The 12,626-nt window shown below is 70.9% G+C and carries 11 protein-coding genes; 1 reads left to right on the top strand and 10 read right to left on the bottom strand.

What is annotated here, in order from left to right; all coding sequences use genetic code 11:
• Window positions 1-15: 15 nt before the first annotated feature.
• The 6 genes from folE to dacB all read right to left on the bottom strand — a co-directional run bounded on the left by folE (window position 16) and on the right by dacB (window position 7,494).
• Window positions 16-621 (bottom strand): GTP cyclohydrolase I FolE, encoded by a 606-nt coding sequence (gene folE / locus ACFZBU_RS27895; protein WP_020549572.1) that lies wholly within the window; start codon window positions 619-621, stop codon window positions 16-18.
• Window positions 622-623: 2 nt separating this feature from the next.
• On the bottom strand, window positions 624-2,678 hold the full coding sequence (gene ftsH, locus ACFZBU_RS27890) for an ATP-dependent zinc metalloprotease FtsH (RefSeq protein WP_391586411.1): 2,055 nt from the start codon (window positions 2,676-2,678) through the stop codon (window positions 624-626).
• A gap of 307 nt (window positions 2,679-2,985) precedes the next feature.
• A complete protein-coding gene (gene hpt, locus ACFZBU_RS27885; protein WP_078979398.1) occupies window positions 2,986-3,552 on the bottom strand; it encodes a hypoxanthine phosphoribosyltransferase in 567 nt (188 codons plus the stop codon).
• A 46-nt stretch (window positions 3,553-3,598) separates the two neighbouring features.
• Entirely contained in the window at window positions 3,599-4,579 is a 981-nt protein-coding gene (tilS, locus tag ACFZBU_RS27880; protein WP_391586410.1) for a tRNA lysidine(34) synthetase TilS, read from the bottom strand.
• A gap of 228 nt (window positions 4,580-4,807) precedes the next feature.
• On the bottom strand, window positions 4,808-5,956 hold the full coding sequence (locus ACFZBU_RS27875; RefSeq protein WP_391586409.1) for a zinc-dependent metalloprotease: 1,149 nt from the start codon (window positions 5,954-5,956) through the stop codon (window positions 4,808-4,810).
• 134 nt (window positions 5,957-6,090) lie between these two features.
• Window positions 6,091-7,494 carry a D-alanyl-D-alanine carboxypeptidase/D-alanyl-D-alanine-endopeptidase gene (gene dacB / locus ACFZBU_RS27870; protein WP_391586408.1) on the bottom strand — a complete coding sequence of 468 codons (1,404 nt, stop codon included), beginning with the start codon at window positions 7,492-7,494 and terminating at the stop codon, window positions 6,091-6,093.
• 151 nt (window positions 7,495-7,645) lie between these two features.
• Between dacB and ACFZBU_RS27865 the strand changes: the two genes are divergently transcribed.
• Complete coding sequence (locus ACFZBU_RS27865; RefSeq protein ID WP_020549566.1) at window positions 7,646-8,137, top strand: inorganic diphosphatase; 492 nt, start codon at window positions 7,646-7,648, stop codon at window positions 8,135-8,137.
• 113 nt (window positions 8,138-8,250) lie between these two features.
• On the opposite strand, the gene ACFZBU_RS27860 is transcribed toward ACFZBU_RS27865, so the two are convergent.
• From ACFZBU_RS27860 to ACFZBU_RS27845, 4 genes are all read right to left on the bottom strand, one after another.
• On the bottom strand, window positions 8,251-9,645 hold the full coding sequence (locus ACFZBU_RS27860) for an NlpC/P60 family protein (protein WP_391586407.1): 1,395 nt from the start codon (window positions 9,643-9,645) through the stop codon (window positions 8,251-8,253).
• A gap of 219 nt (window positions 9,646-9,864) precedes the next feature.
• Complete coding sequence (locus ACFZBU_RS27855) at window positions 9,865-10,803, bottom strand: hypothetical protein (protein WP_391586406.1); 939 nt, start codon at window positions 10,801-10,803, stop codon at window positions 9,865-9,867.
• 40 nt (window positions 10,804-10,843) lie between these two features.
• Window positions 10,844-11,563: a DedA family protein gene (locus tag ACFZBU_RS27850; protein WP_391586405.1), complete on the bottom strand. Its 720-nt coding sequence runs from the start codon at window positions 11,561-11,563 to the stop codon at window positions 10,844-10,846.
• A gap of 146 nt (window positions 11,564-11,709) precedes the next feature.
• Window positions 11,710-12,588: a metal-dependent hydrolase gene (locus ACFZBU_RS27845; protein ID WP_391586404.1), complete on the bottom strand. Its 879-nt coding sequence runs from the start codon at window positions 12,586-12,588 to the stop codon at window positions 11,710-11,712.
• Window positions 12,589-12,626 lie beyond the last annotated feature (38 nt).

Genomic DNA, 12,626 nt, shown 5'->3' with positions numbered 1-12,626 from the left:
TGCGCCGTGGAGCCGTTAACGGCTCAGGATCAGGCTCATCGCCTCGGCCCGCGTGGCCGCGTTCAGCAACTGGCCGCGCACGGCGGAGGTGAGGGTGCGGGCACCCGGCTTCCGTATGCCGCGCATGGTCATGCACAGGTGCTCGCACTCGACGACCACGATCACCCCGCGCGGGCGCAGGATGTTCACCAGCGCGTCGGCGATCTGGGTGGTCAGCCGCTCCTGCACCTGCGGACGCTTGGCGTACACGTCCACCAGGCGCGCGAGCTTGGACAGGCCGGTGATCTGACCGTCCTCCGACGGGATGTACCCCACGTGCGCCACCCCGTGGAAGGTCACGAGGTGGTGCTCGCACGTGCTGTAGACCTCGATGTCCTTGACCAGGACCATCTCGTCGTGGCCGAGATCGAAGGTCGTGGTGAGCACGTCCTCGGGATCCTGCCGCAATCCGGCGAAGATCTCCTGATACGACCTGGCCACTCGGGCCGGGGTGTCCTTGAGACCCTCGCGGTCGGGGTTCTCCCCGACCGCGAGCAGCAGCTCCCGGACCGCGCGCTCGGCGCGGTCCTGGTCGAACTCACCCACGGCACGACCGTCGAAGGTGACCGGGTCGATCGTCACGTTCAGTTCTCCGGAGAATCGGACGGTGGTTCGGGGTGCGCTACCGCCCCACCGGACCCCGTCGTGGTGCCCGTCGCAGAGGTCGAGCCGCCGTTGAGAATCCCGTTGTCGCTGCCGCCACCGGAGAGCGTGAGCTCGCGGGGCGTCATCACGGGGGGACGGCTGGACGGCTGACGCCGGCTGGAACCCGTCCACGCGGGACGGGCCGGCCGCTTGGTGACCGGAGCGAAGATCTCGGCGACCTGGGCCTTGTCCAGGGTCTCCTTCTCCAGCAGCTCCAGCACCAGATTGTCCAGCACGTCGCGGTTCTCGACGAGAATCTCCCACGCTTCGTTGTGGGCGGTCTCGATGAACCTCTTGACCTCTTCATCGACGATAGCCGCGACCTCTTCGGAGTAGTCGCGCTGGTGACCCATTTCACGACCCAGGAAGGGCTCGGCACCGTCGTTGCCGAACTTGATCGCACCCAGCCGCTCGGTCATGCCGTACTGCGTGACCATCGAGCGGGCCAGACCGGTGGCCTTCTCGATGTCGTTCGAGGCACCCGTGGTCGGGTCGTGGAAGACCAGTTCCTCCGCCGCGCGCCCGCCCATCATGTAGGCGAGCTGGTCGAGCATCTCGTTGCGCGTGGTGGAGTACTTGTCCTCTTCGGGCAGGACCATCGTGTAGCCGAGCGCGCGACCGCGGGACAGGATCGTGATCTTGTGCACCGGGTCGGTGTTCGGCAGCGCGTGGGCCACCAGGGCGTGGCCGCCCTCGTGGTACGCGGTGATCTTCTTTTCCTTGTCGCTCATGATCCGGGTGCGCTTCTGCGGCCCGGCCACGACACGGTCGATCGCCTCGTCCATCGCCAACGCGTCGATCAGCTTGGCGTCCGCGCGGGCGGTCAACAGTGCGGCCTCGTTGAGCACGTTCGCGAGGTCGGCACCGGTGAACCCGGGAGTACGCCGAGCGACCGCCTTGAGGTCGATGTCGTCGGTGACCGGCTTGCCCTTGGCGTGCACCTTGAGGATGTCCCAGCGGCCCTGCATGTCGGGACGGTCGACCGCGATCTGCCGGTCGAAGCGGCCCGGACGCAGCAGCGCCGGGTCGAGGATGTCGGGCCGGTTGGTCGCGGCGATCAGGATCACGCCGCCCTTGACGTCGAAGCCGTCCATCTCGACCAGGAGCTGGTTGAGCGTCTGCTCGCGTTCGTCGTGCCCGCCGCCCATGCCCGCGCCGCGGTGTCGACCGACCGCGTCGATCTCGTCGACGAAGACGATCGCCGGCGCGTTGGCCTTGGCCTGCTCGAACAGGTCGCGCACCCGGGAGGCACCGACACCGACGAACATCTCGACGAAGTCGGAACCGGAGATCGAGTAGAACGGCACGCCGGCCTCACCCGCGACCGCGCGGGCGAGCAGGGTCTTGCCGGTTCCGGGCGGGCCGTACAGCAGCACGCCCTTGGGGATCTTCGCGCCGACCGCCTGGAACTTGGCGGGCTCCTGGAGGAACTCCTTGATCTCGTGGAGTTCCTCGACCGCCTCGTCCGCACCGGCCACGTCGGCGAAGGTCGTCTTCGGCGTGTCCTTGGAGATCAGCTTGGCCTTGGACTTCCCGAAGTTCATGACCCGGGAGCCGCCGCCCTGCATCTGATTCATCAGGAACAGGAAGACCACGACGATGAGCACGAACGGCAGCAGGGAGAACAGGATGCTGACGATCGTGCTCTGCTTGCTGAGCTTGACCGTGTAGGAGTCCTGGATCTTGCCCTGCTCGTACTTGGACTGGAGCAGGCGCTGGATCTCCACGCCCTGCTCGTCGATGTACGAGGTCTTGATCTTGCTGTGCTTGTCGACCTTCACCCCGGGAATCAGGGTGAGCTCGAGTGACTGGTCGTTACCGCCGATGAGCTTGGCTGACTTGACCTGGTCGTTTTGGATCGCCTGGATCGCCTTGCCGGTGTCGACACCCTTGAAGCCGCTCGAAGAGGAGACGAGCTGCATCAGGAGGATCACAGCAATGACGGCCAGCGCGATCCACATGACCGGCCCGCGGAAATAGCGCTTGACGTCCATCGATGCGGGGCAGCAGACGCCCCGTCCCTCCTGCCGACTTTTGACCCGGACGCCTTATGGCCCCCGGGTACGTTGCCTGTCCGGTATCGCCCGGCACGGTCGCCCGTGCTGATCGGATGTCGCTGCGTTAGACGGTACACCGGGTGTCCGCACGTCAACGCGCCGCGCGTTCACTCACCTTGCGCGCCTTCGTGCATCGACCCCCGACGCACCCTCCAACGAGGGAAAACGTTCCCCTTGTTCCCGGATGCTGTTACAGGATGTCGATCGCGCAAACCCGAAGCCGTATTCCATGCGCCCGAGCGGGTCAGGTCGGCTTCGAACCGCCGTACACATGCTCGGCCAGTGTGCCCACGAACGGCAGGTTGCGGTAGCGCTCGGCGTAGTCGAGGCCGTAGCCCACCACGAACTCGTTGGGGATGTCGAAGCCCACGTACTTGACCGGGATGTCGACCTTGGCGGCCTCCGGCTTGCGGAAGAACGCGCACACCTCCAGCGAGGCGGGGCCTCGCGAGGTGAGGTTGGCGAGCATCCACGACAGGGTCAGGCCCGAGTCGATGATGTCCTCGACGACCAGGACGTGCCGACCGGCGATGTCCGCGTCGAGGTCCTTGAGGATGCGCACGACGCCCGAGGACTTGGTGCCGGAGCCGTAGGAGGACACCGCCATCCAGTCCATCTTGACCGGCGAGTGCACGGCCCGGGCGAGGTCGGCCATGACCATGACGGCGCCCTTGAGCACGCCGACGAGCAGCAGGTCCTGACCCCGGTAGTCCTCGTCGATCCGTTCGGCGAGCTCTACGAGCTTCGCCTCGATCTCCTCCTGCGTGACGAGGACCCTTTCGAGGTCGGCGCCCATGTCCTTCTCGTCCACCACATGCCTTACTACGAAGTTTTCGACTGAGCCCCGCGGTCACCGGTCAGGATTGAGCCGGCCGGTGAAAGAGAAGCCTGCCACACCGCCTGCGTATCTCGACGCCCCCGGGCAGGTGGATGGGCCCCTGGCCGTGCCAGGAGATGACCAGCTTCTCCACCGCCTCCACGTGCCGGGCGAACAGCGCGCCGGAGGGGCTGCCCGCGCCGACCGCCGTACGGCGCAACACCCGGCGGCGGACCGCGGCGGGCAGCTCGGCCAGCCCGGCGACCTCGAGCTCGCCGTCGTCGTGCGTGACGTCGGCCTGGGCCCGGTCGGCCCACTGGTCGAGTGCCTCGGCATCGTCGCGGAACAGCCGCGCGGTGCGGGCCAGCGCCTCGGACACCCCGGGGCCGAGCGCCTTCTCCAGCACCGGGAGCACCTCGTGGCGCACCCGTGCCCGGGTGTAGGCGGGGTCGGCGTTGTGCGGGTCCTCCCAGGGCAGCAGGTCTTGCGCGACGCACGCCTGCCGGGTGATGTCGCGGCCCAGCTCCAGGAACGGGCGCTGGTAGTGGCCGGTCAGCGGTGGCATGCCGGCGAGCGAGCGGGCTCCGGAGCCTCGGGCCAGCCCGAGCAGCACCGTCTCGGCCTGGTCCTCCAGGGTGTGGCCGAGCAGCACGAGCGCGGCGCCGTGCTTCTTCGCCGCGGTGTCCAGCGCGGTGTATCGGGCCAGCCGCGCGGCGCCCTCCGGGCCGCCCCGGGTGCCGACGGTGACGCCGAGCGCGTCGACCGGGCCCAGGCCCAGGTCGCGCAGCCGGGCGACCAGATCCACGGCGCGGCGGGTGGAGCCCGCCTGGAGTCCGTGGTCGACGGTGATGGCTCCGGCGCGCAGACCCGCGCGGGGGGCCTCGAACGCGGTGGCCGCTGCGAGCGCCAACGAGTCCGCGCCACCACTGCAGGCCACCAGGACGAGGTCACCCGGTTGCAGCTCGCGCAGGGTCTTGCGGACGGCCAGCCTGGTGGCGGCCACGGCGGGATGGGGTCCCACGACTCGACGACACCTCCTTGCACGTCCGGTTCGGCCGGTTCGCGGAGGTCGCGGCCTCCGCGAGAAATGCCGAAGAGAATTGGTTTGCCCACGCTACGTCACCCGAAGCGCCCCGGGCCGCAGACACCACCGGATGTCGCCCGGATGAGGACGCGGGCGGGCCGGCGTCGGCCCGCCCGCGGCGCGAGAAAGCGCGCGGAGGCGCCGCGTCGGGTGTCGCGCGCCGCCTCACGCGGGGTCGGCGGGGTCCTCGGTCGGCGCGGTTCCGGCCTTGCCGTGCACCCGGTCCACCCACATGCCCGGCTCGGCCACCTCGGCCTTGGTGGGCAACGTGTTGGGCGAGGTCCACACCCGGTTGAAGCCGTCCATGCCGACCCGCCCGACCACCTCGCGCACGAACCGCTCGCCGTCGCGGTATTGGCGCAGCTTCGCGTCCATGCCGAGCAGCTTGCGCAGTGCCTGGTCGAGCCGCCCGGTGCCCTGGGCGCGCCGCTCGGCGAACTTCTCCCGGATCTCCGTCACGGTCGGGATGACCTGCGGCCCGACGCCGTCCATGACGAAGTCGGCGTGCCCCTCCAGAAGCGACATCACCGCGGTGATCCGGCCCAGGATCTCGCGTTGCTCGGGTGTCTGGACGAGTTCGACCAGCGAGCCGCCCTCACCGTCGCCGTCGGTGCCCGCACGGCGCGCGCCCGCGAACGTGGAGACCGCCTCGCGCAGCCGGCCGAGCAGCGCGGACGGGTCGAGCTCGGTCTGCCCGAGGAAGCCGTGGATCTCCTGCTCCAGGTGGTCGCGCAACCACGGCACGGCGGTGAACTGGGTCCGGTGGGTCTCCTCGTGCAGGCACACCCACAGCCGGAAATCGTGCGCGTCCACGCCGAGTTCGCGCTCGATCTGGACGATGTTCGGGGCGACCAGGAGCAGCCGCCCGGGGCCGCGCCCGCTCGCGCCCGGGCTCTGCGGCGCGAAGGTCTCGTACTGGCCGAGCACGCGCGAGGACAGGAAGGCGAGCAGGGTGCCCAGTTCCAGGCCGGTCACCTTGCCGCCCACGGTGCCCAGCGCGGCGCCGCCCGGCACGCTCTCGCGGCGCTGTTCGACCTTGTCCAGGAGCGGTCGCAGCACGTGCCGGAAGCCCTGCACGTTGGCCCGGGCCCAGCCCGGTCGGTCCACCACCAGGACCGGGGTGTCGTTGTCGCCCGAATCGAGTCCCGTGAACGCTCGTACGTGTCCTTCGGACGTCTTGGCGTGGGCACGCAGCTCCGCCACGACCGCCCGTGCCTCGTCCCGTCCGACGTCCGGTCCCGGCCGCACGAGCCGGTTCGCCGTCGCCACGGCCAGGTCCCAATCGATCATGTCCGCACCGTTGCCGCTCGTCATACGGCCACGGTACGTGCTCGGCGCGGCATCGAAAGAGGAACCGGGGGCCACGACTTCATCGGGATCGGGATTTGTGGGCGCGCGGACCGGCTCGGCCGCCGGTGCGAAGCGGGCCGGTCGCCGCGACCCGCGGGTCAGGCGGTGGTACAGCCGCAGTCGGCCAGCGCGGCGGCCATCCGGTCGATCGCCGCGCGGGCAGGGTCGGGGTCGCCGGTGAATTTGTCGGCCAGGATCGCGAAGGCGAGCAGCCTGCCGTCCCGATCGCGGACCAGGCCGGACAGCGTGCTGACCCCGGTCAACGAGCCGGTCTTGGCCCGGACCACGCCGGCCGCGTCGGCGGAGCCGCTGTTCGGGCCGTACCGCTCGGTCAGGGTGCCGGTGAAGCCCGCGATCGGCAGGCCGGTCAGGGCCCAGCGCAGTTCGGGGTGCGGCTGGGACGCGGCCACCGCGAGGGTCTGCACGAGCGTCTGCGGGGTGAGCCGGTCCTCCTTGTCCAGACCGCTGCCGTCCTTGAGGGCGGACGCCCCGTAGTTCACGCCCAGGCCCTCCAGGACCTTGCGTGCCGCGACGGTTCCGCCCTGGAAGCTCGCGGGTTGGCCGCCGGCGATCGCGACCTGCCGCAACAGGGCCTCGGCCAGGTCGTTGTCGCTGAAGGTCAACATCTGTTCGACCATCGCGGACATCGGCGGGGACTGGACCGAGGCGAGTTCGGGCGCACCGCCGGTGGGCGCGGTGCCCTGGGCGGGCGTGCCGTCGACGGTGATGCCCGCGGTCTTGAGCAGCGCCGCGAACTTCTTCGCGGCGTCGATGCCCGGGGACGGCACCCGGTTGCTCTCCTTGCCGACCACGGTCGGGTCCACCCGGCCCTCGTCGACCATCAGCGACACCACCGGGGCGATGTTCTCGTTGACGCCGATCGCGTGCAGGGCCGGGCCGGTGTACAGGGTGGTGTCGTACTGCAGCTTGACCTGGGTGGTGCCGGTCGCCTTGAGCGCGTTGGCGGTCGCCGCGGCCAGGTCGGACAGCCGGGCGGGCCGGTAGGCGCTGCCGTACTGCTGCCCGTCGAGCGCGGTCAGCGTCGGGTCCCCGCCGCCGACCAGCACGATGGTGCCCGGCGTCGCGCCCGGCACCACGCGGGTGGCGATTCGATGATCGGGGCCCGGCGCGGTGAGCGCGGCCACCGCCGTGGTGATCTTCGTGGTGGACGCGGGGGTGGCCGCCCGGTCCTGGTTGGCGCCGTACAGCGCCTTGCCGGTCAGCGCGTCGACGACGGCGATCGCAGGCGGGGCGCCCAGTGCGGTGGCCTTGGTCAGCGGGTCCAGCGCGGCCCGGATGCCGGCCTCGGTCGGGGTGGCGCCCGCGGCTTCCCCGGACACCGGTGCCAGCACGGGCTGCGCGCTCGCGACCCGCTTGGTCTTCTCGTCGGCTCGGGCGGCCAGGGGCTCGCCCCTCCACGACCCGTGCACGAGCGTGGTGAGAACGGCCAGCACGATCGCCGCCAGGGCCGCGGCGATCGCTTTGCTCCTTATGCCGGCCACGCGAGACCATCCCCTTCCGCCGGACCACCGGCCATGCGAGACACTGAGATCAGATCAGGTTCTGTCCGGGACCTGTGCCGGGTTCGGCCTCGCGGACAGAACGACCCTAACGGTCCCGGCAACGGTCCCGGCGCAGCACTATGGAGGAGCCTTGGAGTTCGACGTCACCATCGAGATCCCCCGGGGATCGCGCAACAAGTACGAGGTGGACCACGAGACGGGCCGCATCCGGCTCGACCGGATGTTGTTCACGTCGACGCGCTACCCGGCGGACTACGGCTTCATCGAGGACACCCTCGGTGAGGACGGTGACCCGCTGGACGCGCTGGTGCTGCTGGACGAGCCGACCTTCCCGGGCGTCCAGGTCCGGTGCCGCGCGATCGGCATGTTCCGGATGACGGACGAGGCCGGCGGCGACGACAAGGTCCTGTGCGTGCCGGCCACGGACCCGCGCGTGGAGCACCTGCGTGACATCCACCACGTCTCGGAGTTCGACCGGCTGGAGATCCAGCACTTCTTCGAGGTCTACAAGGACCTGGAGCCGGGCAAGTCGGTCGAGGGCGCCAACTGGGTCGGCCGCGACGAGGCCGAGGCCGAGGTCGAGGCCTCCCGCAAGCGGCTCACCGAGCAGGGCCACCACTGACCGGGTAGCCCCTCGCACGAACGCCGGTCGCCGGCGGGCACCCTCCGGGGTGGCTGCCGGCGACCGGCGTTCGTCGTGGTGGCGGTCGGTCGACCGAGCGGTCGTGGGCACGGTCAGGACGGGCGGGCGTAGTAGTCCGGGGTGCCCATGTAGAACATGTTGCTGATCTTGACCACGTCGCCGGTGCGCGGGGCGTGGATCATCCGGCCGCCGCCCAGGTACATCGCGACGTGGTGGATGTCGGAGGCGCTCTTGGTCTCCGTCCAGAAGATCAGGTCGCCCGGACGCAGGTTCCGATACGACACCGGGGTGCTCTGGGAGTACTGCGTGGCGGCGAAGTGGGTCATGCTCACGCCGGCCTTGCGCCACGCCTGCATGACCAGGCCCGAGCAGTCGTAGCCGCGTGGGCCCTCGCCGCCCCAGACGTAGGGCTTGCCCAGTTGCGCCTTCGCGTACGCGACCGCGGCGGCCGCGCCGCCGTTGTCCGCGGCGGTCTTGCCGGAGGTGTCGGGTCGGGCGGCCGGGCTCTTGGCGGGCTTGGTCGGCTTGGCGGGTTTGGCGGGTTTGGCGGGCTTGGTCGACTTGGTCGGCGCGCTCGGCGTGCTCGGCTTGGCCGGCGTGCTCGGCTTCGCGGGTTTCGCCTCCTGCGCGCGCGCCTCCTCGGCCTGTCGGTCGGCCTCCCCGCGGGCGTCCTCCCGGGCCGCCTCGGCCTCGGCCCGGGCGCGGGCCTCCTCCTCGGCGCGGCGCCGAGCCTCGGCCGCCACACCGTCCCGGCGCTGTGTCTCCAGTGCGACGGACGTCTGCTTCAGCGTGGCCAGTTCGGTCAGCAGCGCGGTGCGCCGGGCGGCGATCTCGCCGACTCGGCGTTGTTGTGCGGCGAGTTCGGCCTCGACCCGGTCCTTGGCCGCGCGGACCGCCTCGGTCGCGCGGGCGGCTGTGTCCGCGCTGTGTTCGGCGTCGGCTTTGGCGGTTGCCGCGTCCTGGACGGCGATGGTGCCGCGGCGCAGGGTGTCGTCGCCGTCCTGGGAGATCCGGCGCATGCTCTCCATCCGGGAGACCAGGTCGGCGGGCGAGTCCGCGCCCAGGACCGCCTGGAAGGTGCCCAGTCGGGCGCCGCCGCCCATCCGGTAGGCCTGCGCGGCGAGCCGGCCGAGTTCGGCTCGGGTGCCGACCAGTCGGGCGTCCGCCGAGCGCAGGTTTTCGTCGGCGGCCTCGGCCCGGTCGTGGGTCTGCTGCCGCAACACCACGGCCCCGTTGTACGCCTCGACGGCGGCGCCGGCGCGAACGTCGAGCCGTTCCAGATCGTTTGCCTCGCGGTCGAGTTCGGCCTCGATCCGACCGATGTCGTCGACCTTGCCGGTGACCGCGTCCTGCGCCCGGCGAACCCGGTCGGCGCCGGGGTGGGCGGTGCCGGAGGGATCGTCGGCGAGGGCTCCGGGGGTGATCGTGAAGACGAGGACGGCGGCGAGTCCGGCCGGGACTGCGGCGCGGATGAACGGTCGAGGCATGCGGTCTCCCTCCAAGCGGCGGGCACCGAGGGGAACCGGACGTTCCGATTCCGGGCAGGTCTCCTCACGCTAACGATCGGTGATCGCAATCGCACCATAAGCGACATATTTCCCGCTAATGGGCTTATCCCTCACGCACCACTCGAACATCGGTGCGCCACCCGGGACTCGGCGTTCGCCCGCGCCGGCCCGGGCGCCCGAGCGCACCCCGCGGTCGGTTCAGCCGGTGGCCGCCGGCTGCTCCAGGGACCACATGCACACCGTGCCCGACTCCGCGTCGGCGGTCAGCCAGACACCGTCGGAGCGCACCACGAGCCATTCGCGCGGCGCGTCCTCGGGGTACTCGACCTCGGCGATGGCCCGCAGGTCCGGCACCGAGAACAGCACGTGCCGCTCGCCCGAGGAGGCCGCGAGCACCAGGTCTCGGCGTACGAAGCCGGCGTAGATGTCGAACACCTCGTCCGGGTCCGGGAAGACCTGCTCCCCCGGCCGGGCCGCTATCACCGCGCCGTCCGGGTAGCGCACCAGGGCAAGCGGGCCGGCCTCGATCGGCGTGGTCAGCATCATCCGACCGGAGCCGTGGATGTCGGTCAGCACCCGACTCTCCCCCGGCGGCACCTCGGCGACCCGGTCCGGGGCGTCCGCGCCGAGCACGAAGACCCGGTACGCGTCGTCGGCGTGCGAGGCGGCCAGGCCCACATGCCCGCCGTCGGGGTGCGGAATGAGTTCGGAGCCGACGGTGGCCGGATCCAGCGGCCACACCGCCCGCGCGGTGCCGTCCGCGCCGTCCAGCAGCACGCACCGGTCGCCCTCGGCGGTGCGCACCACGGCCCAGATGCCGGCCGAGGTGACGGCGCAGGAGCCGGCCTCCTCGAACTCCCACGGCTGGTGCGGGTGGGCCCACACCTCGCTTCCCTGCGCGTCCAGCACCACCACTCGGTCGGGTGCCGAGGCGACGAAGTACCCGAGGTCGGGAGTGACCGAGTGGCCGCCCCGCCAGTCCTCGGGCAATCGCACCTCGCGCACGATGCCCAGCGAGTCGTCGAGCACGACGAGCGAGCCGTCCACGCCGTGCGCGAGCCAGGCCGCCGCGCCGGGAATGCGGTCGAGACTCCACAGGGACGGCAGGGTTGCCCGGGCCAGAAGTTGAGCGCGCATGGCGTGAACTCTATTGGCGCCCGGCACCAACCCGTACGGCTCAGCGCCGATGACCCGGTTCCGGGTCCGGCCGGTCGTCGCTCGCGCGGTGCCGACCCCGCCCCGGGGCGGGCTCCGACCCGTCCACCGCGGCCTGCTTGCGCGACGCCGAGCGGGCGCGCAGGAGTTCGATCGCGACCGGAATCACCGAGATCAGCACGATCGCGACCAGGATGAACTCGATGTTGTCGCGGACGAACCGCACCTGCCCGAGCGAGTGGCCGAGCAGGGTGACCCCGCACGCCCACAGGAATCCTCCGACCACGTTGTAGACCACGAATGTGCGGTACCTCATCCGAGCGACACCCGCGACGATCGGCGTGAATGTGCGCACGATCGGCACGAACCGGGCCAGCACGATCGAGCGCGGTCCGTACTTCTCGAAGAACTCGTGCGCCTTCTCCACGTTCTCGCGCTTGAAGAGCCGCGAGTCGGGTCGGTTGAACAGGGACGGCCCCACCTTGCGACCGAACAGGAAGCCGACCTGGTCGCCCGCCACCGCCGCCACCCACAACAGCAGGCACACCAGCCACAGCGGCTGCGAGAACTTGCCGTCCGAGACCAGCAGACCGGTGGTGAACAGCAGCGAGTCGCCCGGCAGGAAGAAGCCGATCAGCAGCCCCGACTCGGCGAAGACGATCACCAGGATGCCGATCAGGCCGAATGTGGAGATCAGCTTGTCGGGATCCAGGAACGATGGACCCAGGGCGATGGTGTGCACGGCGCGAGCCTCCCGGAACGGGTGATGGCGGACGTCGGAAGTCCCCCGACCAGGTCATGGTTAGGCAAAGAGAATTCCTTCCGAAGGTAACGTCCGCATCGTGGGACCGGTTCCCGACGGGCGCTGCGGAAGTCCTCGGACGGGTCTCAGGCGCGGTCGGGCCGGGTCCGCGCGACGAGCGCGCCGTCCTCGTCCAGGTTCAATTCGATCGTCAGGGCCCGGAGTTCGCCGAGCCGGCCCAGGTGCGAGCCGCCGCACGGGATGTGCGCGTCGCCGTCCGGAAGGCCGCAGTGCCACACCCGACGGGCGGTGAGCGCCGGGCCGGGCACCTCGATCCGCACCTCGGCATCGGTTTTCAGCCATTGCGCCAGCAGCGCCTCGACCTCGTCGCGGATGCCGGGCAGGTCCTCGGCCAGGCCGTCCGCGGTGAAGCCCTTCTTGCGCAGCGACTTGCCGATCCGGTAGTCGTCGCGGCTGCCGCCCTCGTCCATCCGGGACGAGGTGATCGCCAGGTTGTCGAAGTCGGGGCGGCCGAGGCTGTCGGTGCGCACCTCCTTGCGCCAGCGCGGCGCGAGCACCGCGTTGAGCGCGAACGCCAGCAGGTGGCACGAGGTGTGCGCGGCGCTGAGCGCGGCCCGACGGTCGGCGTCCACGGCCAGTTCGGCACTCGCCCCGACCAGGTCGCCCACATCGCCCGGGGCCCGGTCCAGGACGTGCAGCACCAGCCAGGACCAGTCCTCGTCGCCGCGCCGGACCCCGATCGCCTCGCCGACCGCGAACTCGCCGTCCGGGCCGACCGCGCCGGTCACACAGTCCGACACGACCAACTCCGCGCCCGCCACCCGGATCACCCCGGTGTCGGCGGGCTGGTCCGGCCAGGTGTGGTCCAGCGGGTGGAACGGCGTCCTGGCCACCACCAGGGCGGTCCGCCCGTCCGGCAGCACGGGCGCGGCCAGGATCGGCGCGTCGCCGGTGGTCGCGCCCGCGGGGAAGGTCACCTCGGTGGAGGTCGTGGGGAGAGCCATCTGCGTCCTAACCTCGATTCGATCCGGTCGCCATCGTG

It is taken from the genome of Embleya sp. NPDC008237 (assembly GCF_042956465.1).
Taxonomy (GTDB): domain Bacteria; phylum Actinomycetota; class Actinomycetes; order Streptomycetales; family Streptomycetaceae; genus Embleya.
Note: the sequence above shows the minus strand (reverse complement) of the source record. Positions and strands in the feature narration are given on the sequence as shown.